We start from the raw sequence: 26767 nt of genomic DNA, 5'->3' as shown, positions 1-26767 counted from the left end.
ACATGAGTTTGGAACCCGATACCATTACGATGAAAGATGATTTGAGGTATTTGCAAGTTTTTTTCCATGGCCAGGGAAACTATTTTGGATCAAAACTGACCTTATTATTCATAGTTATATTCTTTGCAATCTTTGCAAAACTTACGGCACAAGAAAAACCCAACATCCTTTTTATCATGTCTGATGATCATGCCGCTCATGCCATTGGGGCGTATGGGGGAAGGTTGTCGGTATTGGACCCAACTCCAACGATTGATATGCTGGCCTCTGAAGGAATGCTCTTTGAAAATGCCTTCAGTACCAATTCCATCTGTACACCAAGCCGAGCTACGATTCTTTCCGGACAATACTCCCAAACCAATGGTGTATTAGACCTGCACGGTTTTCTTCCAGAGTATAAACAATATCTGCCAAAAATTTTAAAAAAGACGGGGTATGTGGTCGCGGTAGTTGGTAAATGGCATTTAAAAGCGCCACCTAAACATTTTGATCATTATGAAGTACTTCCTCAACAGGGAGACTATTTTAATCCTCAACTGATCTCCAGAAAGGGCAAAATTAAGAAAACCATCAGTTTCGGAAGATACGGTGCTCATGAGGTGTTTGTGGATGAGTACCAAGGGCATTCCTCTGATGTCATCACTGACCGCTCTATCGAATGGCTCAAGCATTCATATGATCGATCAAAGCCTTTTATGTTGATGCATCATTTTAAGGCTCCACATGGAATGTTTGAATTTGCCCCTAGGTACGCCGAATACCTTGAGGATACTTATATTCCAGAACCAGCAAGTCTTTATCAGCGAGGAAATCATGGTTCTATTGCGACGAGAGGGGAAAACGATGGATTAATTCACGATATAGGTTCATCTGTAGGAATGCGAAATACGATTAGGGGAGTGGGACGAAGTTTAGATTTAGACCTGTCACCAGACGATCCTCAGTATAAGCATAAAGCATATCAAGAATACCTAAAGCGTTACCTCCGCTGTGTAAAAGGGGTGGACGATAACATTAAGCGTATTGTTGATTTTTTAAAAGAAGAAGGATTATACGAAAACACGATTATTGTTTACACTTCTGACCAAGGGATGATGCTGGGAGAACACGATTATGTGGACAAGCGCTGGATCTATGAAGAAAGTATGCGGATGCCTTTCATTGTCCATTATCCAAAAAAGTACCAGAAAGGATTTAAAACGGACGTTTTGATCAACAATGCTGATTTTGCACCGAGTCTCTTGGAGCTGGCAGGTGCTACAGTGCCAGAATACATGCAAGGCAAAAGTTTTAAACAGGTACTGGAAACAGGAAAAGAACCTGAAGGGTGGCGGTCATCCACGTATTACCGATATTGGATGCACATGGGGAGCCGTCATGCCAACCCCGCACATTTTGGAATACGGACAAAGGAATATAAGCTTATTTTTTATTACGGGAAATATTATAAACCTAAAGATGAAATAGAACAGGACGGTTGGGGAAGATATGATTTTGATACTCCAGTAGCATGGGAATTTTATGATTTGAAGAGAGATCCCGAGGAAATGCAAAATGAATATCACAATCCTGTTTATCAAGTTATCATCAGAGAATTAAAAGAAGAGCTCAAAGCTCAACGAAAAAAACTGAATGAAGAGGATGACCATTATCCCCATCTTCAAGAACTGATCGAAAGGAATTGGAATGAATAAACCACTACCCATAATGAAAAAAAACATAATATATCTACCCATTTTATTTCTGTTTTTCTCCCTTGTTCCGAAGAGGACCATCAGTCAGGAAATTTCCCTCAATGGTAAATGGAAGTTTTACACGATCTACGGCGAGGGATCCAATTATCTCAATATCCAAGAACGGGAATCGGATATTGTCATAGATAATACAGATGAAAATGTCAAAATGGAAGGGAGCTGGAAGGTGTCAAAAGAAGGAGAACGGAATTCCAGGTTTTACCGTGAGGATTATGTGCAACATTACTTTTCCCTGACTGACCTAGATAACGGCAATGTTCAGGACAGTTCGTATGTCAGATTTTATCCTGAATTAAAAAAATCCGGCTACTACGAAGTGTTTACCATTTATCCTTTTTCATCGCATCTGACAGCCCAGTACAATATACATCATGCGGATGGCATCACGACAAAATACCAAAGTCAACGTGTCGTTTGTGGTGAGTGGGTGAGTCTGGGGATATATGATTTTAATCAGGCTGATGATAATTATGTGGAGCTTACGGCTATTGTGAGCGGTGCTGTGGCTGCGGATGCCGTGTTGTTTCGGGAAATTTCTGAGGAGAAGTTTTTAAGAGCCAAGTCAGAGCCTGGTCGTGTCCATTTGAAAGATTTTGATGATTCTGAGTGGTATGACCTTACCGTTCCGGGACACTGGGGTATGATCAATGACTTTTCTAACTATACCGGAATTGGCTGGTACCGCAAGCATATCAACTTGCCGGATGGCTGGCAAAAGGCAAGTGGAAAGCGCTACTACCTAAAGTTTGGAGGGGTGTATCATCTGTCAAGAGTATATCTTAATGGTCAGTATATCGGGATGAACCGGGGAGGGTTTACGCCTTTTGAGTTTGACGTGACCGATGCGTTGAATTTTGAAGGTGAAAATGTCATCGCTGTACAAGCTGACAACAGTGCCATTGTAGGAGCCACCTGGAACTGGGGTGGAATCATCCGGGACGTGACACTCACACAAGCCAATGCTGTACGAATCGACTATCAGTACATGCATGCGGATCCAGATTTACAGGAAGGTACTGCTGAGCTTACGCTAAAGGTAAAAGTAGAGAATAATTCAAGCCAAGAGCGATCCATTACTGTGAAATCATCAGTTATGAGTGGAGCTGATGAATTAGCTACTTTGAGCGGAGAGCTTGTACTGGTTCCTCATAGCACGGATCAAGTAACGCTTACGGCTACTTTAGATGCCAATGAGGTAGAGCTGTGGCACTTTGATAATCCCAAGCTGTATCAGGTTCGAACGGCGATTTCTGAAAGTGGTAATAAGGTGTTGAGTACGCAAGCCGATCAGTTTGGTATTCGGAAGGTTCAGCTGACTGATTCACAGCTTTTGCTTAATGGGGAGGCCGTGCGTCTGGCTGGATTCAACCGGGTAAGTGAGAGCCGCTATTGGGGATCTTCTGAGCCTCTGGAAGTATTGGAGAGAGATGTGGATCTTATGAAAGAGTCCGGAGCCAATTTCATGCGCATCATGCATGGCACACAAAACGAAAAACTCATTGAGCTCTGTGATCAAAAGGGTATCCTGCTTTTTGAAGAGATCAATGTACGTGATTTGGACAATGATGAATTCCGCGCCAACTACTATCCGGTAGATAAACTAGAAGAGGAACAAGGCATAAACCTAAATTGGGAAGAAGAAGAAATCCTGATGTTTGAGGAGCCTTATGTTATGTTAAGAGAAGCACATGGGGTGGAGGTAAACGAGAAAAACTACCTGCTTGCCAAGTACTGGCTCAAAGGAATGATAGAGCGCGATATCAACCACCCCAGTATTATCGGATGGAGCGTGGGCAATGAGCTCAATAATCACTATGCATATGGACGGGAGATGATCGAATATGTAAAAAACGAGTTGGACCCGTACCGATTGGTGACCTGCGTGAGCAATTCTGGGCAAAAAGAGGAATATACGCCAAAGACTGATCCCAATACCTTTGTGGACTTGATCATGCACAATATGTACCGGTGGCAAGGCAAACCTCAGGAGATATTGAATACCCTCAGAGAAAAGTGGCCCAATAAGCCCGTTTTCATTTCAGAATTTGGTTTTGACCCTTTTCCTTCCACTTCGCTGGACGGTGATAAAGAGGTGTTTTCAGAGTGGATGGATCATTTTCGACAAAAAAATGAATTTGTGATTGGAACTTCCATGTGGACATTCAATGACTACCGAAGTGCTTATGCCGGTACCACGGCGGAAGAAAACAGGGTGTGGGGAGTCATCACCACCTGGAGGGATAAAAGGAGACTTTTTGATCGAATACAGCGAGAGCACTCACCTGTAAAGGACATAGAGGTATTTGATGTAGACTTTTCAAACGGCAAGGCTAATGTCAGCATGCCTATTCGTGATGCCAAAGACTACCCAAGTTACATCATGCGGGACTACCGATTAGAGTATGCGTTTAGAGATACCTCCGGTAAAGTTGTTTTTGAAAATGCCTTTCAGCTTCCCGACCTTGGACCGCAGGATAAGGAATGGTCTGGTGAGCTTACCTGGACTGGTTTGCCATCAGCTGTTCTTGACCTCACGCTCCGCTTAAAGGCACCAACAGGATATACACGTTTGGCAAAAACCATTTCTTTTAAACGTGCCATTACACCGCAGATTCGTGAGGTGATAGCTGGGAAAAATGCAGTTAGGGTATTCTTCGATCAGGTGCCCAACGCTACAGAATACTATGTGGTCTACACTGATGGTGCTGAGGTAATGCAGACAGAGAAGACGATTGCTGATTTTGTAGATATTGGAGATCTTGATACGGGGAAGACTTATGAATTAGCCCTTGTAGCGATCAATGATCAGGGAAAAAGCAAGCCTTCGGAGGCTGTACAAGTAAACCTGACAGAAAAGGTATTGCCACCTATAGTTTGGGATGCATTTATTACTGATGGTAAGCTGGTAATTGGATATTCCAGTGATTTTAAGGACGGTGAGTACACGGTAAGGTATGGCGAGGATCCTGAAAATCTGGATAAGACTTTCAGATCGAATGTTCGTGGGATGATGTCGATTGAATTGGAGGATGAAAAGGAGGTTTACTTCCAGATAAATCGAAACACCCATCAGGAGGTAAGCCAGTGGTCTAAATTGGATATGGCGAGCGAATCAAAATAAGAAACTATGAATGTGAATGTAAGAAATACTGTACTGATCATGCTAACTATGGTAGCCATTTCATCATGTAGCCGACAGCAGAATCATTCAGCAACATCGAGCGCTGAACCAACAACAGAAAAGTTCAAATTGGAATTAGGGCAACCTGCCTTGCATTCGAAGTTTGAAGATGACAAATGGAGCATTTGGGGAGGAACTGTGATAAAAGGGCCTGATGACCAGTATCATATGTTTTACTCACGTTGGGAAAAAGAGCTTGGCTGGGCATGGGAAACCGATTCGGAGATTGCTCATGCCGTGGCTGACAGTCCTTTCGGTCCGTTCAGGCACAAAGATGTTGCTCTTACTGTCCGTGGAAAAGAATATTGGGATGGTTTGTGTACACACAACCCAACTGTTCACTTTTTTGATGGCAAATATTACCTCTATTACATGGGCAACACCGGCGATGGAAGGGTATATTCCACACCTGGGACGATAAAATTAAATCCCGTACATAGAAACAACCAAAGGATCGGTGTAGCGGTGGCAGATAATCCCAACGGGCCATGGAGGCGATTTGATACTCCCCTGATTGATGTCAGTCCCAATGAGGATGCTTTGGATGCTTTGATTACGAGTAACCCATCCATTACCAGAGGCCCTGATGGTAGATACTTGATGGTCTATAAGGCAGTGATGAAAAAAAAAGCCGGTGTTTGGGGAGGCCCTGTTGTCCACTGTGTAGCCACTTCAGACAGCCCCACAGGTCCATTTAAAAAACATGATAAACCTGTTTTTCAAGCTGAGGGACATGATTTTCCTGCTGAAGATCCCTTTATTTGGTATCAGGATGGTAAGTACCGTGCAATTGTAAAAGACATGCACGGGGCATTTACAGATGCTGGCAGAGCTCTGGTGCTTTTCGACTCTTCAGACGGTTTTGAATGGAAATTGGCTGACGATCCATTGGTTTCTACTTTGAAAATAGATTGGGCAGATGGAACTACTCAGGAAGTAGAACATTTGGAACGACCTCAGCTGTATATCGAGGATGGAAAACCGGTGGTTTTACTCTGTGCCTCTGATATAAAGGGTGAAAATGGCGTGTTACATTCTTTCAATGTTCAATTTCCAGTAAGAATCACTAAATATGAGCCTTAAAAGGGTGGATATTTTTGAAAGCAGGGTTTAAGTTATAATGAGCCTTCCGAAAGCTATTTTGACCAATTCATTTGCAGCTTTCTTGGAAGTTGTTTTTGCTCGAGGAAAGCGAGATGCGAAAGCACCTAATCACAGTACCTAAATGGCACACCGTAGTATCTTGCTGATAACACAGTGACAGAAGCAGAAGTTTTAGAAACGGAATTCCATAAATGGACAGACGGTACTACGACCAAGGCGCAGCGCACGGCTGGCATACCAAAGGTTTATTTGGAAAATGGGGTTCCAAAAGCCTTGATTATTGCGGTATTGCCTGAATATAGTGAGGAGTCATTTGCCGTAGTAATACCCCTAAAAAAACTTAAGTAAATAGTGAAAGTATGAAGCCCCACCAATGATCGGGGACCTGAAATAAACAGAACGATTATAGTGAAATGAGCAAGTTCAAGCAATTAATTTCCACCATGTTTAAAACAATCTTTGGGATGGCATTTTGTGCGGTTCTGATGTGCTGCGGATCATCTGACATTGATATAAACCCAGATGATGGGGAGGTGGATGTTGTAGATGAGCAACCAAATGATGAAGAACCATCAGACGAACCTGAGGCAAAATGCCCCGATAATACATATGTTCATCAGCTTCCCATTCCTGATCAATTCATGGATTTGTCCAGTTATACTTTGGTTTGGGAGGATGAATTTGATTACCCCGATGCCGATCTGGACAAAAACTGGACTTCACAAAATGGCCCTAGTGGTCATATCTCCTGTAGCAGATGGCGCGAAAATGCTGCTGTAAAAGACGGAGTGCTAGAGTTAAGAGCAGTTAAAGAAAGTCGCGGTGGTCAGGACTGGACTTGTGGCAATATCTGGACAAAAGAAGCTTTTAAGTATGGGTACTTTGAATGTAGGTATAAGTATGCAGAGGCTAGCGGCACCAACAACTCTTTTTGGCTTTTTTCCACCTCTGTGCCTATATCCGGTCCGGAACTAACGTGTGAGTTGGATGTTAATGAAGGCCATTTCCCAAATGAAGTAAATACCAACCGGCACCATTGGCAAAATGGTAAAACAGAAAATGATCAGTTGGCCTACACCGAAGGACTTTCTCCAGCCTACGCCCACACTTTTTCAGAGCCAGTAAAAACTTCCCGCATTCGATTGGTTTCAAACAATGCTTCTCACTTTCACATTCGTGAGTTTAGGGTTTACAGTCCAAATGAAAACTGCTATCCTGAAAATCTCCTTTCAAATGCAGCAGATTCTGAAGTAGCAGGATTAAAAAATATTGCACAAAATGAAGAGGTGACGTTCAATGCCAGTGGTGTGCTTCGTGATGATTTTAAGGTGTCTGATGTTGTCGATGGCAATACCGCAACGAGTTGGGTTTCCCAGAAAGAAGGGGAAAAATGGCTGGAGTTTGCATGGCCTACGGTGCAGGAAATTGGTCATATACAATTTATTAATGGATGGCAAAGTGGTAGTAACTGGAATGGGCTAATTTCTGATTATAAAATCGAGGCATTTGTCGGTGGGGAATGGAAAGAAATCGGAAGCTATGATGTAAAGACTGATTACAACTTTGCAGAAGATTACCATAGATACGGTATGGAATGGACGGAGGAAAACATCAGTTTTTACTTTGATGATAAGCTGATACGCACTATCCCAAACACCCAATGCCATAAAGAGTTGAGCATTTGGCTAAGCTTGGCCATATTGGACCATGCTGGCGAAATCACGGATGACATAGACGGTACCAGCATGAAAATCGATTGGGTAAAGTACTATAAGAAAAACAACTAATTGCTTGAATAGGTGATGAATATGAAAAATAATAATTCGAAAAATGCTACGCTGATCTTGGTTTTAAGTACGTTATTTGTTTTGACGAGTTTTAGTATATCCGCACAGGTGCCACGTGTTGTGAAGAAAAATTTCAAACTCGTTTGGGAAGATGATTTTGATTATCCTGATGCGCAGCTAGACGTAAATTGGGAAGCACAAAATGGTCCAAGTGGACATATCCTATGTAGCAGGTGGCGTGAAAATGCCGAAGTTAAGGACGGTGTATTGTACCTCAATAACAAGAAAGAGAATAGGGCAGCACAGGAGTGGACATCAGCGAGTATCTGGACCAAGAGGAAGTTTAGATACGGCTATTTCGAATGTCGCTATAAATATGCGGCAGCGGAAGCAACGAACAACTCATTTTGGTTGATGACAAAGGGAGCTTCTCCAGCTGAGGGTAAGCGGTTTGAGGTAGATATAAATGAAGGTCATTACCCTAATATGGTGAATACGAATATACATAATCACACAGACCTGGTGCTTACGGAAAATGGTAAGAAAATAAGCATGCGAAATCCAGAAGCATTCACCTTTGAAAACATCGATTTCTCGAGTGAGTATCACACATTCGGATTGTTATGGGATGAAAAGGAACTGGTATTCTATCTGGATGGAAAAGAGATTCGAAGGGTTGCCAATGAATTTAGTTTTAGTGAAGCGCCTATCTTTTTAAGCCTGGCCATCATCAAGTGGCATGGAACGGTGACAGACGCCATAGACGGTACCAGTATGAAAATTGATTGGGTGAGGTATTATCAGGAAAAGAAATGGTAGTTGATCGGTCAATTGGTAGTTAGAAAAAATGGGTCGAAAATATCCTAAATGCTTAGTCTGGAAAATCTATTTAGATCATTGGTCTATCCGAAAATGGCGACCTGATTTTCAGGTTGGGCAGCAGGGAGAATTGCACGGAAGCGATAGTCCAAAATGCCTATCCCCCTAGCAATTACTCCAATAGTATGTCCGTTCAGGGATGGCTCCGCATTCATTTAGGCAAATGATAAATTACTGGAATTCAAAACAGGAGTTCGCCATGACACCCAGGACGATACGGCGACCGGTAAGTTGGGAATACGAAGCGGTCAAGGAGGTGACGAGCGAAAACAATTCCTCTTCTAAACCTAAAAACAAAAATTTCGAGGGGAACCTGCAGCATGTCAAAACCTATAACCGGGCAGTTTACTTAACCTTAATCCACCTGTTCATTGGAGCATGAGGATAGATCCCCGGTTAAGATTTTGGAAATAGGTTGTAATGTAATGTATAAGTAATAAGCTCCTGCCAATACCTGGTTTTCCTTATCCAGCATTAGAGCTTTTACCGTAGCTTGACCTTGTTTTAGTTCGACATCAAACGTCAAAGAAGTGTCCTTTGAATTAACGGCCTTGGCCTCGGAGTATCTACCTACCTCAAGTTGAATGGTTTTTACAGGTAAAGGCTTCATTTGGTCTCCGTAAATAAGTTTGTCAATTCCGCTATTCTTGTCCCATGCATCAATGGTTTTATTGAATGTTGGAATTCCCGTAATGGGGACATTGGCCTCTTTGGGCCATCTCCTTACCTCGAACCTGTAGATTCCTTTCTTTGAAACGTTGATTTCCCAAGTGCCTACATTTGACGGTCCGGCAGCAACCTGTGCATGGTTCCAGGGGACTTGGGGAAGATGCCAGTCTGAGGAAGTCAAGTAGGTTTCAGGATCAGCCTCATGACCAACAATAAATTGTGGTTTATCCCTGTCACCCGGGCTTACTTTCTTCCAGTAGGCGGTGAAATCGTTTTGGATTTTTTCAACAGTTTCAGGATGTTCTGTAATAATATTTTTGGTTTGACCGGGATCATTCTCGATATCATAAAGCTCTTCATTATTGATCAACCTCCATTTGTTGGTCATTCCTGCTGTATTCAGCCATTTTTTGGGTTCAATGGTACGCTGTGCTTCTACAAACAGGGTCCGTTCTGGTAGGTAGGTATTGGGGTTTAGTAATTGTTCTTTAAAACTTCGACCGTCCAATTCAGTCAATCCTTTAGGTTCGATGTTGCACAGTTCCATTAGGGTAGGGAGCACATCTATATGTGCGGTGAGGTCATCCACATCGGTACCTTGCTGGATTTGTCCATTTGGCCAATGAAAGAAAAAAGGTACGCGGTGACCGCCCTCGTATACCTGGCCTTTTCGCCCTCGCATGCCCGCATTGAATAATTGTACACCAGCAGTGCCTCCATTGTCACTCATGAAAATAATAATAGTGTTCTCGGCCTGTCCGGATTCCTTAAGGGCCTGTCTTAATCGTCCAATGTTAGCATCTATTCGCTCGATACCAGCAAAGAAATAGGAAACATACTTTGAAACTTTTGGGTCAGCATAGTCTGCCATAGTCGTGTCTGGCAAAGTATGGGGATCATGTGGTAAATAGGTGGGTAAGTATACAAAAAAAGGATCATCGCCGGCCTTTTTTTCTGTGATAAAATCAATGGCCGCATTGTAAAAGACATCCGGTGCAAAACCATCTATTTGCACTCGTTCGCCATTATGCCAGTAGTAATCGTTTACCCGGTCATTATCGAACCAATCGTCAGTAGTCCCTGTGCCACCATCCCCTTGACCCAGCCATTCATCAAATCCCCTGTCCATTGGGCGATAGGGGTAGTTGGACCCCAGATGCCATTTTCCAAATAGTGCAGTTTGATATCCTGATGATTTGAAGATATCAGCCATGGTCATTTCTGTAGCACGCAGGTGATTTCCCCCTGCGATAGTATGCCATACACCAGCATGATGGGAGTATTTACCCGTCATGAGTGCTGCTCGAGTGGGGGCACAGGTCGGATCCACATGGAAGTCGGTAAACCGAACCGACTGGTGGAATAACTTATCAATGTTAGGGGTTTTTATAAACCTGTTTCCGTGGCAACTCAGGTCACCATAGCCTTGATCGTCGGTAAGGATGATGATCACATTGGGTCGTTGGGCGTCTGACTTTTTAAATGTACAAGAACCAATTGTCAAGGTGATAAGACTTGCCAATAAGCAAAGCAAAACTTGATAATGGGAAAAGTATTTCATTGAAGTGTTGATTCAGAAATTAACCACGGCTTTTTTTATAAGCTATTTTAAACACCCAAGCATACTTCAAATTAGCGCTTTCAGGTAAGCTGATCAATGTTCCATTGGCAGATTGCTTAAATTCAATTTTTCCGTCAAAACCTAAAAGTTCGATGGATTGGATATCAACTTTTGAAGTTGCTAGGTTACGGATTTCGATGTCCTTTGTGGGAGGGACCAAAACCGTTGCATAAAGTGCATTCCCATTAGTGGTGAAGCGAATATCTTTTTCAGTAAACCCCTTGTTCTTATCCTCAGAAAGATGTCCGGTTGCGGTTTCAGTGGGGCCTTCCCCATATACCTCCCAATGCTTTGAACCGTAAATGGCCTCACCGTTTACCTCAAGCCACTTGCCCATATCCAAGAGGGTTTTCTTTTGGTCCTCTGGGATAATTCCGTCTTTTCTAGGACCAATATTCAGTAACAGGCATCCGTTTTTACTTACAATATCAACCAAATCCGCTACCAAGTCCTTTGCATCTTTGGGAATCCAGTTTTTAGCATAGAACCAGGAGTTTTTACCGATAGAGGTATCGGTCTGCCAGTATTCGCTGCGCAATGAATCCATTTTAGCACGTTCCAAATCCAGCATGTGAGTCCCTTCAGGGTAAGATTCATATCCCATGTTTTTGGTTTGCAAAACAACCGTTTTATCCCGTTTAAGACCGGAATTGTAATAGTAGGCGGCCAGTTTTTTATGATAAGGCGCAAACTCCGGCCTATCCAGATAAAAGTCAAACCAAAGGATGTCCGGTTGATACTTATCTATAATTTCCTTAGTTCTTGGCCACCAGATTTCAGCAAGCCATGCTTCGCTGGCGGGAGAGTATGGTTCATGTGGAGGTGCATACAAATCAGCGTACTGTGGATTCCCCGTGTCGAAATGAGGCTTCTGAGTGTAAAAGTTCCAATTGAAGGCCAAGTGGGAGCTCGCTCCGCAGATAAGCCCTTGTCTTTTAATCTCGTCTGTCAGCTCTTTGAAAACATCACGCTTTGGCCCCATATTTACCGCGTGGTACGGGGTGATAGAAGACTCGTAGAGTGCAAAACCGTCATGATGCTCTGCTACGGGCACCACATATTGGGCTCCAGCTTTTTTGAAAAGGTCTACCCACTCTTTTGGATTAAATTTCTCCATGGTCCACATTGGAATCAAGTCTTTGAAACCAAAGGTTTTGGGATCCCCGAACTTTTCCTTGTGATAAATAGATGCAGGGTGGGGGGTATCATTTATTTTCTTTCCAGTATTATGATCCACATGTCCTGAATCAAGGTACATCCATCTGGAATACCAATCCGTATGCATTTCTGGGACAGAATTGGGGCCCCAGTGAATAAAAACCCCGAATTTGGCATCTTTCATCCATTGAGGAATTTCGTATTCCAAAAGCGATTCCCAGGTGGGTTCATATTCATTTTGCAGTGACTGTTGAGCATGACCTTGTAGGCCAAATAATAATAGAATACAGATTAATACTGTTGAGTTCTTTTTCATTTTAATATCAATTCCCATTAATTAATTAGGTTCATTTCATTCCATTTTTCAACTACCTGACTCTTTGGATCTATTTTTTGAAATTTGGCCACATATTCTTGCCATTCCTGTTCACGGGGAAGCTTTCCCCACTGCTCGCCTTCCTCTTCCCAGTCAAAGTCGGACTTGGTGTTCATCACCAAATAGGCTTGGTATCCATCGAGATAGATTTCCATATCCCGAACTCCTACCTGTTTCATGTTTTTGGTGATTTCCGGCCAGGCCATTCCCATTCCATGCACCTGCTTGTACATTTTGAGTAGTTCGGGATCATTGACAATCTCAAGCGTCAGAACAAAACGTTTCGTGCCAGGTTGACGATCGACGAGTTGTCCCTCTTTTGCCCTATATTCATTTTTCTGTTCGAGCTTATAAATTCGCTCTAAGGGCTGCATTAGTAAGTTTTTTGCATTGGGGATGGTGCCTTCTAGGTCCTCCATCAGTTGCTCATGGTTATAGTCGGTTGGTGCATCGACGAGCAAAAAAGTATGGCCATCATTTTGGTAAACTTCTATCTCTAACTGCTTCATTGTATGCATATGGATGACTTTTACATCAATATCTCGGGGTAACACAAAGGTAAATCTCCTGACCTTACTTTCATTTTGAGGATTACAGGCACTGAAAATTACCGATAATGAAAGGATGAGGAAAATGTAACGCATTAGGTTATTTTTCATATTGATAGGATTATTTATTAGGAAATTAATTCTATGATTGTCCATAATAAAATTAGCAAAACCATTACAGCAATGCCGATAAGTCTGTAATCCAACAGGCTCTGGATTTTTGAAAAGTATTCATATGGGGTAAACGTATAGCTCTTTTGTTTTTGGGTAGGTTGAGGTGTAAGCAGGCTAATGCCTACAAACAATACGCAGCAGATCACAAAGCCCCACCAGGCTTGCATCATAAAGATCATGCCCATAGTATCTGTCAGTAGTTTTACACCATTTTCATCTGGAAAGTCCAAAGAAAACATGAGCACTCCCAATATCAATCCGATACCAAAGGTAATTTTGGCAGCTTCTTTTGTTCCTCTTTTCCAGAAGTAACCGAGGATAAACACCGCTGAAATGGAAGGGGCAATACTCGAACCGATCGAATTGACAATGGTAATGATAGAGCCACCTTTGGCCCCTGCCACTAAGGAAAACAAGATGGCTATGACCATAACTATAAAAGTGGTGATTTTACCAATCCAGACCAGCTTGTTGTCATCTATGTCAGGGCTTAACCGCTTGACAATATCTATGGATACTAGTGTAGAGGAGCTGTTTAGTGCGGCTGCTACTGAACTCATCAGTGCGGCCAAAAGGGAGGCGATAACCAATCCAGTAAGGCCAACAGGCAGTAACTTGGCTACCAGTATGGAGAACGTCTGCTCTGTACCGGCAACATCAATTTCTTCGCGGAAAAGGACATAAGCAAGAAGTCCAGGGAGCAACATAAAAAATACCGGGGCGAGCTTGAGTACCGCTGTGAACATAGGCCCTATTCGCGCGTCATTTTCTGATCGAGAGCCGAGTGCCCGTTGTACGATAGTTTGGTCTGTAAACCAATACCATATTCCCAATACTGGATAACCTAAAAAGACGGCATACCAAGGAATGCCCCCTGTCTCGGCCACGGTAGCATCCGACCGTAGTAATGACAGGCTTTCGGGCTTTATTCGGGCAGAGAAAAGCTCAAAACTGGATATACCCACCTCCGGAAGCATAGCCAGCCCAAAAAGTGTGATCAGTATACTGCCGCCTAGCAGCATGACGGATTGAATGGATTCGGTGACAGCTACTGCTTTGAGCCCACCGACGATGGTGTATAAAGCAGTTAGAAAAGAGATCAGCAGTACTCCCCACAATTGATCGAGACCAAAAAATTCTTTCATGATGGTTGCCCCCGCATACAGGCTGATGCCGATGTGTATGAGCAGCGCAGTTAGTATGGCAAAGATGACCATAAATGTACGGGCCATTCCGTCAAACCTATGTTCGAAATATTCCGGTATGGTTTTGATTTTATTTCGAAAATAGAAAGGGGCAATAAACACTCCCAAAAATACCAGACAGGGAATGGCCATCCACTCAAAGATCCCGTCAGAGAGACCGGAAGTAAAACCTGATTCTGCAAAACCCACGATATGCACCGTGGAAATATTGGAGGCAAACAAAGAGGCTCCAACCACGCCCCAGCCCAGAGACCTTCCTGCAAGAAAATAACTATTGGACGTCTGTTTTTTGAAACCTCCCGCTGACCAGATACCAACGACAGTGATACCAATCAGGTAGATTGCAATGATGGATAAATCGATAAGGGAGATATTCATATTATTCGCACTTTTGGTATAATAGGTTATTAGTATTCGATAATGGCTTTTACCAGGTCTCCACCATAAGTGTAGAGTTTTTCAAATTCGGTAGGTACCTGACCGAAAGTCAATCGATGGGTGATATAATCTTCTGGGTGGAGCTTACCAGCCTCAGTAAGACGGATAATGCGCTTAAAGTCACTGCTCAGAGCAGCCCTACTGGCTTTAAGTGTCAGCTCTTTTTTGTGAAAATAGGGGTCATTGAATACCACATCTCCCTGAAAGAGACCGATAAATACGATGGTTCCTCCAGCTGCGGTGTACTTAAAGGTATTGAGCATGGACTGAGGACTACCGGTAGCGTCAAGCACCACTGTGGGCAAATCTCCGTTGAGCATCAAAGTGAGTTCCTTTTCGATGTGGTCGGAAACGAGTAGGGTCTCTTTTACCTGTGCTATTTCCTTGGCCTTTTCCAGTTTACGGGCATCTATGTCCATGGCAATTACCCTGGCCCCGCTTAGCTGAGCAAATTGAATAGTGGCCAATCCTATTGGACCTGTTCCTATCACCAACACTATATCTTCATGCGATATTTCCGCCCTGTCCACAGCATGGCAGCCGATGGCCAATGGCTCAATGAGGGCAAGCTGGTCAAGGGTCAATGTTTTGGATGGATGAAGGAATTGAGCCGGTAGGATGATGTGTTCCTGCATACCTCCGTCCACGTGTACTCCCAATACGCGCAGGTGTTCCCCACAGTTGGTTTTGCCTCTCCTTACGGCTTGCCCGATTTGTTCATTGTAATATGGCTCTATAGAGCACCTGTCGCCAACATTTACGTTTTTGACCTGATCGCCCAGAGCGATCACTTCGGCTGCTAATTCATGTCCTAAAATGCGTGGGTAGTCAAAGAACGGTTGGGTTCCTTTAAATGCGTGTAAATCAGTACCGCAAACACCCATTTTTTTGACCTTTAATAGTACTTGATCGGAGCTAAGTTGTAGATCGGGGTTCGAAATTTCTAAGACTTCCCAGGTTCCTGGTTCGTTGAGTCTGATGGCTTTCATTTTAAAATAATTTCTGTTATTCTATGGAATATATCTTCCGGTAGCTTTCCAAGCTTCCAGTCATTGAGTGTAGCAGCTATTTGCCCAAGGTTTCTGGCACCCACTACCACACGGTCCGCCTCTTCAATGGAAAATAAATAGCGCTGTGCAAGTGTGGGCAAAGGCATCTGCAAATCATCAGCTATTGCTTTGACCGCTTTGGCATTGACCAAATCAGCTTTGCTGATCCATTGACCGTCTTCCCCATCATGCTGATATTTTTCATAACGGTTGCCTAACAAAGAAAAATGTAGGGCAGAGGCCGCATAATAGGAAATACCTTCTCTTTTATACTGCTGAATTTCCCCCTCAAACAGTGAAAGATTACAGGCATCCATCCTAAGGAAGCCGGATACCACATCGAAGTTTTCACGAGTGAGATAAGGAAGAAAATCTGCATTTGGATTGCCTCCGACGCCAATTTTTTTCACCAGCCCTTGTGCTTTGAATCCATTTAGTGTTTCAAGGATAGCCTCAATGTCCTGCAAAGGGACCAACTGAGGTTCATGTAGAAATAAGAGGTTGACATGGTCTATGCCGAGGGTTTCGAGACTTTCCTCCAGACTTCTTGTCATGGCATCCCGGGAATAATCCAATCTAAAATCAAAGGCATCATTTCCTTTAAGCCTTCCGACTTTGGTACTTATGAAGGGATCGGTTCCACGCCATTGCCTCAGCGCTTTGCCCAAATAAAGCTCTGCATTACCATAAGAGGGCGCGGTATCGAAAACCGAAATACCGTTTTCTAGGGCAAACAAGATCGCGTCGATAGATTCTGATGCCTCAACTTCTCCCCAGACACCGCCCAGACCTGAGGTTCCATAAACCAAGCGGCTTTGGCCGTCAAATGCCTGACTTATCGAATAATCTTCTATGTATGTCGGTCTCATCTTCTTGCTAAAAATTTACGGTGGCTCCTCCATCTACCGGAAGCAAAACACCGGTGATGTAACGCGCAGCTTCCGAACTTAAAAACACTGCTGCATTTCCAATATCTTCAGGTTTGCCAAAATGGTCCATAGCAATCCTGTTGGTAATTTGTTGTTTTCTCTCAGGGTCATTATTGATAGCGTTCAGAAACATTTGCGACTCAATCCATCCGGGTGCAATGCCATTTACACGAACATTGTTTGAGGAGTATTCGGTAACTAGGGAATTGACCAGGCCAGTGAGTGCACTTTTGGAAGTACCATACGCTACCACCTTGTCTACACCGAATAGCCCTGCCATTGAGCCTATCATAATGATAGAGCCGCTTTTACGCTTGAGCATAAAGTGGGCACATTCCCTGGTGAGGGCAAATACGCTCATAAGGTTGGTCTGTATGACCCTTTCGAAATCCTCGTCTGTAGTGTCTTGTGCCATCGCTTTATGGTGGATGCCGGCATTATTGACCAGAATTTCTATAGGTCCTTCGTTGGCTTCTATATCTGCGACCAGATGGGGAATTCCTTTTTTGTCTGTGATATCATTTGTCCGGTAAGTAGCAGGTGAGCCTAGTGTTTCCACTGCCTGCTGAAGTACAGCTTCTGTACGGCCAGTGATTACCACTCTTGCACCGGCTTCGACCATGGCCTGAGCTATCCCATATCCTATTCCCGTTCCTCCTCCGGTAATTAAGGCAAGTTTTCCTTTAAGTGAAAATACTGAAAGTGCCATATTATTTGATTTCGGTTAGTTTTTCATCAATGAAAGTGAAGCCCCAGCCGGGCTTTTCGTGCGGCTGGGCATAACCGTCTTTGACCACCATGGGGTTGTCTATCAAAGGGTCGACCCAGTCAAACGATTCAGCACCCACCCCATTTGAAATGGTACACAATAGAGGAACATCATAATCCTTGTAGTAATGAGGAAGCACTGGCAAATGAAAGCTTGAGGCCAAAGCAGCACTTTCCCGCCATGCTTCTACACCTCCTATCCTTAGAATGTCTGGCTGCCAAATGTCCAAAGCATTGCGTGTGACCAGCTCCCGGAGAGGTAGTGTATCGAACTCTCGCTCTCCCATGGCCAGCGAGATGCCTGTTTGGTTTTTGAGTATTTGATAGGCTTGAAAATCCTGATGATTCACAGGCTCTTCAAACCAGTTGATATTTAGCTCACGGGCACCATTGGCCAGCTTTATGGCCGAGGGAAGATCCATGCCCTGGTTGGCATCCATCATGATGCCCACCTTGTCCCCCACAGCTTCCCGTACTTTTCGTAAGCGCTCCAAGTCTGTGCTGATCTTTGGTGAACCAACTTTTATTTTCACGGCCTTGAATCCCCGTTCCGCATAACAAGTGACTTCTTCTATGAGCTCGCCTATATTATAAGAGAGCCAACCGCCACTACCATAAATGCTTACCCGCTCTTTTGTAACGCCCAGTAGCTTGTGTACTGGCTGCCCCTGAGCTTTTCCCCAAGCATCCCACATCGCAATGTTTACTGCTGCCTGTGCCCATCTCAGTAGGCCTTGATTGCCAAAATATTCGAAAAGATGGTCCATTTTTTGATAAACTACCCCGGTTTCGAAGGCTTTGTATCCTTTGATCAAGGATGCTGCATCTTTAAGTGCACCGATAATAGCGTTGGGAGAATATTGAAAGGACAAGAGATAAGACTCCCCAATAATCCCATTCTCCAACTGTATCCGCATTACGATAAAAGAGATCTCTGTCAACGTGTGCGTGGCATCAGCTATAGGCTTTTTGAGTTCGGAGGATGCCTTATAGAGCTTTACATCCCGTATGGCTAGGTCTTTCATTTATTTTAAGTTCTATATTGATGATGTTTTACAAAATTGGTTCATCACTGTCTAATATCTGTACAGCATTGTGTACAACTAGTGTACTATATTGACCCTTTTTAAATTTATTAATTGCTTTTACGTTAATTCCTGTCGTTATTGGGGTTTTAGCTACACATCCAGTCCATGAAAGCGCAGTTAAGACAGGTAACCACTTCATCTGAATATTCATTTAAAGTAAAAGTCTTTGAAGATAAGGAGTTCAAAGCGGAGTGGCACTTTCATCCTCAATTTGAACTCACCTATATGGTGCGGTCAACAGGGATAAGGTACGTAGGAGATTCAATGCAGCCGTTTTATCGTGGTGATTTAGTGCTGGTTGGTAAAAATGTACCGCATTCATGGAAAACAATAGGCGACAAGGGTGAGCATGTAAAATGTGTGATTATTCAATGGGATGATTCTTTACTAAATTATTGGCTGGATATGCCCGAATTTGTTGCCATTCGAAAACTGTTGTCAGGTTCTTCTTATGGAATCGCATTTGACCAACAGACGGCATTGTCCTTGGAACCTGATTTTATTGGCTTGGTCGATAAGTCACCTTTTGATCGGTTGATGACACTACTGCAGATTCTGCATACTTTGGCTACAAAATCAGAAACCTCATTGCTGGCTGGCCCAGGGTTTGGGAAAGACTTATCCAGTAAAGAGAGTCATCGCGTCAATCAGATCAACAGCTACATTAAAGATAATATACTTGAGGAAATTAATTTGAGCGATGTCGCAAATAGACTGGCTCTTAGCAAAGAAGCATTTTGCAGGTTTTTTAAAAAAACCTTTGACAAGACTTTTACCCACTATGTCAATGAATATAAAGTTACCCTGGCTAGTCAGATGCTGATCGAAACGGACCTATCAGTGTCAGAGGTAGGCTATCGGTCAGGCTTTAACAACCTGTCCTTTTTTTACCGGCAGTTTAATCGTTATAAGGACATGTCACCACAGAGCTACCGACAGCAGTTTAGAAATATAGTTACAGGTACCAAGAAAAAGAAGTAAGTAGTTGTCCCAAGGGAGGTTATTTCATCGATTTTAAAACAAGCAAAATATTCCAAAAACATATGTACCATTGATCTGGAGAATAAGAGCATGGAAATAAAGCTGCTACAGTTAGCTTTAATGCAAAACCTCCATGTTATGAGAAGCTTATTATTCTTCCTTTTTTTGAGTACCACTTTTCTTCAGGCCCAGGATCAACGGGCCTATCTTAAGCGATTGAAGTCAGAACGAGTGGCTTCTGGCCAAGAGATTACCTGGCAGCAATTTGGACCAGGAAATGCTGGATTTGCCAACTTGCTGCGCTATCACCCTACCATTCCAGGGAAGGTGGCTTTGTGCCCCGATATGTGGAATGCCTACCAGACTGATAACAATGGGGATAGCTGGTATGGAATAACCGATGATGATGGGGATGGTACCTTTTATCATTTGCGTGATCTATACTATGCTTACTCCAATCCTGAGATGGGTTTGGCGATATCATCTTCAGAATTATGGATAACCAAGGATACCGGTAGGACATGGGAAGTAGTCAAAAACTGCCCTTGGTATGAAACAGGTGAAGATGGGGAAGACCTTAACCGTTGGAAGAAAAAGGTGGCTTCTCTGGCCATTGACCCAACTGATAAAAATAGATGGTTTGTAGGAGGAGGTTCCAATGTCCGTGGACAGGAATGGCTGTCCTGCTATAAAGACCTAAAGGCTTCCAATCCCCATGGAACAAGGTCACCATATGAGGGAAAGCTTTGGCGTACCACCGATGCTGGCAACAGCTGGGAAACGGTAACCAAGGGACTGCATCCAAAAGCACAGGTAGGGAGAATCATTGTTAACCCACTTAATCCGCAACAGGTATTTGCTTCTTCCAATTATGGTTTGTACCGATCGGGGAATGGTGGGGACAGCTGGACCCAAATCGGTGAAAAACAGTTGGACAATGGTATCATTATGGATATGGATTTTTATTTTAACCCTAAAACCAATCGTTTTGTCCTCTACCTGATTGATCAGGTTCAATACCACCCAAATGCCAAGACTACCAGCTGCACTGGTGGCGTATTTTATTCTGAAGATTCGGGCAATTCATGGCATAAAATAAACGGTAATATGGTTCTGGATATCAACCAACTGTCCGGTGGGGTACCTGAAAACTATTACCAATATGTGGCAGAATGGTTTGAGCTTACAGTAAAACAGGCTTTTCAAAAATATCCAGAATTGCCTTCTGAGGCCTTGCAGCGATTTAATATGATCAGTGCTGACCCCAGTAGAGATGGTGCTGTTTATGTGGGCTTTGCTGATCCGCAAACTGGAAATTCGATCATGCCGGGCCGCTTGTGGGCAAGTTCGGATTTCGGTAAAAGCTGGATAAGCACAGCAAGGCTTTATGAGGAGGCTTGGGCCAGGGACAGTAGTTATTGGTTGTCTCGGAATCAGCCAATAACAGAAAACATGGACGTAGGGCATGCCTCACCGCATATGCGATGGGGAGATCAGTATGCCTTGAGATCCATGAGGGCCCTTGATGTCGGTGTAGATGGAAGTGTAATGATTATCTCTGATCACAGTACTATGCTGAGTACCGACCATGGTAAAAACTGGCAGCAGGTGGACGAGACCCAAACCTTCGATGGAGGTCTGGTGGGACATGGCAATTCCAATCTTCCCGGTTTGACTATCGCCCAAGATCGTAGAACAGTAAGCCCCTTATTTGGCTCTGGTGAGCACCGGCTATGGATTCCTACAGGTGAATATATCAATGGTGTATTGGCGGTGGAATACATTCCAAGTACCCAGGCGACGGTCAGCAACCTGGCCTATGATCCCTATGATCCGAAAATAATCTATGCTACTTCCAATCGGCAGGAGGATAAGGAATGCATCTTCCGAAGTACAGATGGGGGATATTCCTGGGAAAATTATGGCATTGCCACACCTGCTACCAAGCGGTGGAAGGACGACTTCTACACCAATGGACTGACCATCGATCCGCTGAATAATAAGTTTATGTACTTTGGGATCACACAGATTGTCGACAGAAGCAAGGCCGATCAGGGTGGTTTTTTCTTTTCGGACAATTACGGGAAGACCTTTAGTCAAAGAAATAAGGGGCTGCCAGTCCCTGCAAGGATTAATGATATCCAGTTTGACCCAAGAGATGAAAGCAGGCGATCACTCTTCATAGCAGCCCAAAAAAATGATAAAGATTATTTCCCGCCAAAGTCCGAAGGAGGATTGTTCCATTCCTCAGACCGGGGCGCAAACTGGTTTAAGGTGAATTTGCCGCCAGAAGTGGAAGGGGTACAGTTCATTAAGTTTGACCTGACCAACAGGATGTATATTTCTACAGGACACTATACCGGAGGACAGGGGCTCTGGTTTTCTGATGACTTTGGTATGACCTGGGAGCAACTCTTTCCTCTTGCAGGTGTGGAGTGCATTGACATTTCCCCTTTTGATTACAATCTGATCGTGCTGTCCCTGGGTTTTGAAGCCAAAAATCCAGGCATCTATTTTAGCTGGGACAGAGGGAAGTCCTGGCATAAAAACAATGAGGGCATTACCATACCACACCGGATAGAGGATGTGAAATTTGATCTTAAGGATCCATCCAAATTGTGGTTGGCTACCTTGGGTTGTGGCTTTTATGAAGGTAAGATCCATAGCCCCGTTTCCATTCAAAAATTAAGAATTTCTCCAACAGTGGTAGCAGGCAAAGTGGGCGGGCAGTTGACAATGGAAGTTGATAAATTAGATGCCAGTCTTAAAGGGAAGAAACTTGATTTCATCTCAGAAAATCCGGGGGTGGTCACGGTTGACCAAACAGGTAAGCTCACTTTTCAGGGCATTGGACTGACAAAGGTTTGGGTAAGGGCTGAAGGAGAAGGCGGTTCCACTGATTATGCCGTCGTTACCGTGAGATAGCCAATCCTAGATGGCAATTGGCAAGATCTGGTAATTAGGCCTCGAAAACATAAGTTGTAGAAGTCAAAACATAGCAACTAGTAACAGTTCCTTGGTCTCAATATCTTTACCGAAACTGTTTGACCATTGATTTGCTGCTTAAGTAAGCAAAACCAAAAAAAATAACCTATGTATTTAAAATCATTTTGTGCACTTACATTAAGTGCCAGTCTTTTTATGTTGGCTTCAGAGAGCTTGGGACAGAGTTTGGTAGAGTTTGACCCCACCTGCCAACGGTTTATCAACGAGGTCACTACCTTGGATAGAAGTAAATATTTTACCATACACTCTTCGGGATATGATGCTGAGCACACCGCTCTCTATGAACAATATAATGTGGGACAGGGGAGGGGCTTTTGGGCAGCTTTTTCCGCGGCCAAGCAAAAGACAGGTAAAGTGGCCGAATATCCTGCATTCAAAACAGGAGACAATTCCTTACGGCCTGTTTCCAGAAAGATAGGAACAGAACATCCCTATAACACATTTGTGGACGGAATGGATACAGAAAAGGCAGCAGATTGGGCGGTGAACTATTTTACTCATTGGGTCAGCGAGCAAGAAAGACCTGAATTCTTTGAAGTGATGAATGAGCCTTTTGTCCATGCCAAGGACTTTTATGAGGGCGGATGGAACAATGATGAAAACATTAGGATCAAGAGGCAAATGGCCAAACTATATGGTAAGGTGGGAGAGAAATTTGACCAGAGCCCGGCCTTGGCCAATATGAAAGTCATCGGCTATTCCAGCGCTTGGCCTTCTTTGGAGCTTCAGGATTTTGGACATTGGGAGGAAAATATGAAGATGTTTATGGATGTGGCAGGAGCGCATATGGATGCCTTTGCCACGCACTTATATGATGGGGTAAACGTGGAAGGACAGGATAATAAAAGAAGTGGCAGCAACTCTGAGGCGATTCTTGACCTGATCGAAAACTACAGTTACATCAAATGGAATACGGTGAAGCCCCATGCCATTTCTGAATATGGGGCCATTGAAAAGGGCTATGGGGAGAATTACAGTGATTTGGCCAGCGTCCAGACGGTCCGCTCGATCAACCATATTTTGTTTGGACTGCTGGAAAGGGAAGACCTGATGGAAATCTCCATTCCTTTTATTACCGGCAAGGCATTATGGCACATCAACGAGGCCAATAATTATCAGCCTTATCAGGCCGTGCTCTGGAAGCCCACGAATATCGGAGAGCCCACGCCTGCAGCTTGGGAATATACCCCTCGGATCACCTTTTATGAACTATGGAAAAATGTAAAAGGGGAACGCATTTGGATCAAATCCGATAATCCTGATGTGCAGGCCCAAGCTTTTCTGGATGGGAATATGTTGTATCTGGCCTTTAATAATTTGGATGAACAGTCGCAGGGGTTCCAGTTGGAAGGTTATGATGTTCCAGATGTTTCCCAAATCACCGTCAAAAGACTCAAAATCTATCCAGACAAGGCTCATGAGATGATCATCGAACAATGGGACGACCTTCCACCATCTTTAAGTCTTGTGGCAGGTGAAACGGTAGTATTGGAAGTAAACCTGAAAGAAATTCCTTCTCTGGAAAATACCGTAGTATCAAAAAAATATTACCCTGAAAACTACCTGGAACCTATTTTGGCCAATACACCTATTAGCTATTCCTTTGATGGTGTGGAAAAGAAGCCTGATGGATATGCTGTACTGAGGATGAGTATTGGGAGGAAGCATGATAAAAGTAAGCAGCCGACAGTTAAGGTAAATGATAAGATCGTGCAAGTTCCTGACAATTGGAAGGGCTACGATCAGTCCAACAGGGATGATTTCTTTGGGATGATCGAAATACCGGTTCCCTATGCTTTTTTACAGGCCCAAAACCAGGTGGAGGTGACTTTTCCCGATTCCCAGGGACATATAAGTTCCATGATCTTGCAGGTCCATGGTTTTGAGCAAGTTCGGGAAAATGTAATTGTGGGAATCGAGGATAGCAAGGGAATCCAAGAAAATGCCGGTTTTCGGTTTTATCCAAACCCTGTAGAACATACGCTTTCGATTAGCTGGGGAAGGGAACAAAGTGCTGAAGAAGCTTTCATCAGTTTGTTTTCCCAGGATGGAACAAAGGTAAAAATTGACCCGCCAAAGATGCTATCCGATAAAGCATTGGTAAATCTTGAAGGGATACAACCTGGACTTTATACGGCCTATGTACAGCTTGGAAAAGTGGCGGTCTCCCAAAAAATAATCAAGAAATAACCCGTTCAAATAAATCCATTGTGAAATGAAAATGCTACACTTAGTATTGTTGGCTTTGATGAGCAATATCTTTTGTCCTGTATTTGGACAAAAGCTCAACCAATCTCCCAATGTCCTTTGGATCATTACGGATGACCAACGCTATGACGCGGTTCGTGCATTTAATAGAATCCTTCATGATCGGGAAATGAGTGAACTGGGATATATAGAGTCCCCTAATATTGATAATATGGTGGCTGAAGGAACTACCTTTATCAATACTTACTGCCAATCGCCGGGCTGTGCTCCTTCCCGTGCGGCCATGCACTTTGGAAGGTATCCCTTCAAATCCGGGGTGTATGAATTTGAGTATCACAATAACTTGGCAGAACATGTAAGCCCCACCTTACCAGAACAGATGCAGCAATTGGGCTATCAGACCCTTCATATTGGAAAGCTGGGAGTTCGTCTTAAAACCCGAAGAGAAAACCGAATGGTAGCTGCCCCGATATACGAGACCAGTATTGATTCTAAGCTGCTAGCAAGGGAAGGGTTCTGTGAATGGGGTAAAGACTGGATATTCAGCATAAATGGACAAAAGCTCGATGAGCCATTCAAAAACGTGGAGTTTTTTGTGACTCCCGAAGGAGAGGTGGAGTACTGCTCCATCAAAATGGAGGAAATGGGCTATTCCAAAAAAGGAACCACTGAAGCCACGCTGGCCAAATATGACTTACTGAGGCACTATAATGAAAAAAAGGGGAAGTCTGTCGAGTCGGGGATGATCCTTTCAGGGCGAAGCCCACGTCCGGCAGGTTTTACCAGGGATGGGTACTATATTCGCGCGCTGGATGAATACCTTTCCCATCCCGACGAAAATTTCAGCATGGGCAGTTTGACTTTTGAGGGAGTTGATCCTTCCAAGCCTCTATTTTGTCACTTGGGTTTTGATTTTCCCCATACACCGGTATTGCCTCCTGAGGATTACCGGGACCGATTTGCCCTACATCATTATCAAGTGCCCGAATTCGATGATAAAGAGTGGGAAAAATTCCCAGATCAGATAATGAAGCAGGTGAGCAATGGTTTTTCGGATCATTTTACCGATGTAGAAAAGCAAAAAATGATTCAGGATTACTACGCTTTTTGTGCCTATGGGGATGCTTTGATTGGGGAAGCAGTGGCCAAGTTCAAGGCATACAGTGAGCATAACCATCAAGAGTGGATGATTGTGTTTGTTTGCGGCGATCACGGATGGAAGCTAAACGACCACGGTTCGGTATCCAAGTTTACTCCCTGGGAAGTGGATACACATAATCCCATTGTGGTGGTTTCATCTGACAAGAAGGCATTCCCGGCAGGCAAGGTGGTGGAGGATTTCACGGAGTTTGTGGATATTGCCCCTACCATAATGGCGGCGGCAGGAGCGGATTTGCGAAGAGACCAATATGCTTATTTGGACGGATACGACCTAAGAAAAGTAGCGGATAAGTCCATTCCAGCGAGGGAATACATCATTGGTGAGAGCCATGCGGTCACAGGCCCTAGGGCATATATCCGGAATAAGGAATTTCTGTTTTCCATGCAAAGTAGACCGGACAAGGTCCGTGGCAAAAATATGGACTGGGCTGTTAACGCTTCCTATGAAGCTGTCGATCCTTCACTATATCAGTATCAAAATGACCCTAAGGAAGTGAATGATTTGGCTTTTGATCCGGAATATAGAGAGGTAGCCGATCGCTTAAGAAGCCTACTGGAATCAAAGATTTTCTATGAAGATAGGGTGGAGGTAGATTGGGGAGGAAATGCTGCAGCTGGGACCACAGTATACCGGAATAAGGCAGAATAGTCCGTTCGATTTATATTAAGTAACCAAAGAAGTT

The 26767-nt window shown here is 43.7% G+C and carries 18 protein-coding genes; 10 read left to right on the top strand and 8 right to left on the bottom strand.

Annotated elements, in window-relative coordinates; all coding sequences use genetic code 11:
• The first annotated feature begins 2 nt into the window (after positions 1 to 2).
• The 6 genes from ACYVAA_RS08265 (at position 3) to ACYVAA_RS08240 (ending at position 8645) form a co-directional block, all read left to right on the top strand.
• Positions 3 to 1694, top strand: a complete 1692-nt coding sequence (locus ACYVAA_RS08265) for a sulfatase family protein (RefSeq protein ID WP_460540409.1) — start codon at positions 3 to 5, stop codon at positions 1692 to 1694.
• A 13-nt stretch (positions 1695 to 1707) separates the two neighbouring features.
• Positions 1708 to 4875, top strand: a complete 3168-nt coding sequence (locus tag ACYVAA_RS08260) for a glycoside hydrolase family 2 TIM barrel-domain containing protein (protein ID WP_460540407.1) — start codon at positions 1708 to 1710, stop codon at positions 4873 to 4875.
• A 6-nt stretch (positions 4876 to 4881) separates the two neighbouring features.
• Positions 4882 to 6018 carry a glycoside hydrolase family protein gene (locus ACYVAA_RS08255; protein WP_460540405.1) on the top strand — a complete coding sequence of 379 codons (1137 nt, stop codon included), beginning with the start codon at positions 4882 to 4884 and terminating at the stop codon, positions 6016 to 6018.
• A 174-nt stretch (positions 6019 to 6192) separates the two neighbouring features.
• A complete protein-coding gene (locus ACYVAA_RS08250) occupies positions 6193 to 6387 on the top strand; it encodes a hypothetical protein (RefSeq protein ID WP_460540403.1) in 195 nt (64 codons plus the stop codon).
• Positions 6388 to 6482: 95 nt separating this feature from the next.
• On the top strand, positions 6483 to 7826 hold the full coding sequence (locus ACYVAA_RS08245; RefSeq protein ID WP_460540401.1) for a glycoside hydrolase family 16 protein: 1344 nt from the start codon (positions 6483 to 6485) through the stop codon (positions 7824 to 7826).
• 21 nt (positions 7827 to 7847) lie between these two features.
• On the top strand, positions 7848 to 8645 hold the full coding sequence (locus ACYVAA_RS08240) for a glycoside hydrolase family 16 protein (RefSeq protein ID WP_460540399.1): 798 nt from the start codon (positions 7848 to 7850) through the stop codon (positions 8643 to 8645).
• Positions 8646 to 9060: 415 nt separating this feature from the next.
• On the opposite strand, the gene ACYVAA_RS08235 is transcribed toward ACYVAA_RS08240, so the two are convergent.
• The 8 genes from ACYVAA_RS08235 to ACYVAA_RS08200 are packed head-to-tail and all read right to left on the bottom strand — an operon-like array spanning position 9061 to position 18665.
• Positions 9061 to 10935 (bottom strand): arylsulfatase, encoded by a 1875-nt coding sequence (locus ACYVAA_RS08235; protein WP_460540397.1) that lies wholly within the window; start codon positions 10933 to 10935, stop codon positions 9061 to 9063.
• Between the two features lie 19 nt (positions 10936 to 10954).
• Entirely contained in the window at positions 10955 to 12469 is a 1515-nt protein-coding gene (locus ACYVAA_RS08230; protein WP_460540395.1) for an alpha-L-fucosidase, read from the bottom strand.
• 17 nt (positions 12470 to 12486) lie between these two features.
• Positions 12487 to 13188, bottom strand: coding sequence for an L-rhamnose mutarotase (locus ACYVAA_RS08225; RefSeq protein ID WP_460540393.1), 702 nt, complete (start codon positions 13186 to 13188; stop codon positions 12487 to 12489).
• Positions 13189 to 13205: 17 nt separating this feature from the next.
• Complete coding sequence (locus tag ACYVAA_RS08220; RefSeq protein ID WP_460540391.1) at positions 13206 to 14834, bottom strand: SLC5/6 family protein; 1629 nt, start codon at positions 14832 to 14834, stop codon at positions 13206 to 13208.
• A 29-nt stretch (positions 14835 to 14863) separates the two neighbouring features.
• The gene (locus ACYVAA_RS08215) at positions 14864 to 15883 is read right to left on the bottom strand and encodes a zinc-binding alcohol dehydrogenase family protein (RefSeq protein ID WP_460540389.1); all 1020 of its coding nucleotides are present in this window, start codon (positions 15881 to 15883) and stop codon (positions 14864 to 14866) included.
• Positions 15880 to 16812 carry an aldo/keto reductase gene (locus ACYVAA_RS08210; RefSeq protein WP_460540387.1) on the bottom strand — a complete coding sequence of 311 codons (933 nt, stop codon included), beginning with the start codon at positions 16810 to 16812 and terminating at the stop codon, positions 15880 to 15882. The genes ACYVAA_RS08215 and ACYVAA_RS08210 overlap by 4 nt, the downstream gene beginning before the upstream one ends.
• 7 nt (positions 16813 to 16819) lie before the next feature.
• Positions 16820 to 17581, bottom strand: coding sequence for an SDR family NAD(P)-dependent oxidoreductase (locus ACYVAA_RS08205; RefSeq protein WP_460540385.1), 762 nt, complete (start codon positions 17579 to 17581; stop codon positions 16820 to 16822).
• 1 nt (position 17582) lies between these two features.
• Positions 17583 to 18665 carry a mandelate racemase/muconate lactonizing enzyme family protein gene (locus tag ACYVAA_RS08200; protein ID WP_460540383.1) on the bottom strand — a complete coding sequence of 361 codons (1083 nt, stop codon included), beginning with the start codon at positions 18663 to 18665 and terminating at the stop codon, positions 17583 to 17585.
• Positions 18666 to 18833: 168 nt separating this feature from the next.
• Here ACYVAA_RS08200 and ACYVAA_RS08195 point away from each other — a divergent pair, with 168 nt between their 5' ends.
• The 4 genes from ACYVAA_RS08195 to ACYVAA_RS08180 all read left to right on the top strand — a co-directional run bounded on the left by ACYVAA_RS08195 (position 18834) and on the right by ACYVAA_RS08180 (position 26733).
• Positions 18834 to 19709, top strand: coding sequence for an AraC family transcriptional regulator (locus ACYVAA_RS08195; RefSeq protein ID WP_460540381.1), 876 nt, complete (start codon positions 18834 to 18836; stop codon positions 19707 to 19709).
• Between the two features lie 138 nt (positions 19710 to 19847).
• Positions 19848 to 22634, top strand: coding sequence for a VPS10 domain-containing protein (locus ACYVAA_RS08190; RefSeq protein WP_460540379.1), 2787 nt, complete (start codon positions 19848 to 19850; stop codon positions 22632 to 22634).
• A gap of 168 nt (positions 22635 to 22802) precedes the next feature.
• A complete protein-coding gene (locus ACYVAA_RS08185) occupies positions 22803 to 24905 on the top strand; it encodes a T9SS type A sorting domain-containing protein (RefSeq protein ID WP_460540377.1) in 2103 nt (700 codons plus the stop codon).
• 25 nt (positions 24906 to 24930) lie between these two features.
• The gene (locus ACYVAA_RS08180; RefSeq protein WP_460540375.1) at positions 24931 to 26733 is read left to right on the top strand and encodes a sulfatase-like hydrolase/transferase; all 1803 of its coding nucleotides are present in this window, start codon (positions 24931 to 24933) and stop codon (positions 26731 to 26733) included.
• Positions 26734 to 26767 lie beyond the last annotated feature (34 nt).

This window comes from Echinicola sediminis, from assembly GCF_054777495.1.
Note: the sequence above shows the minus strand (reverse complement) of the source record. Positions and strands in the feature narration are given on the sequence as shown.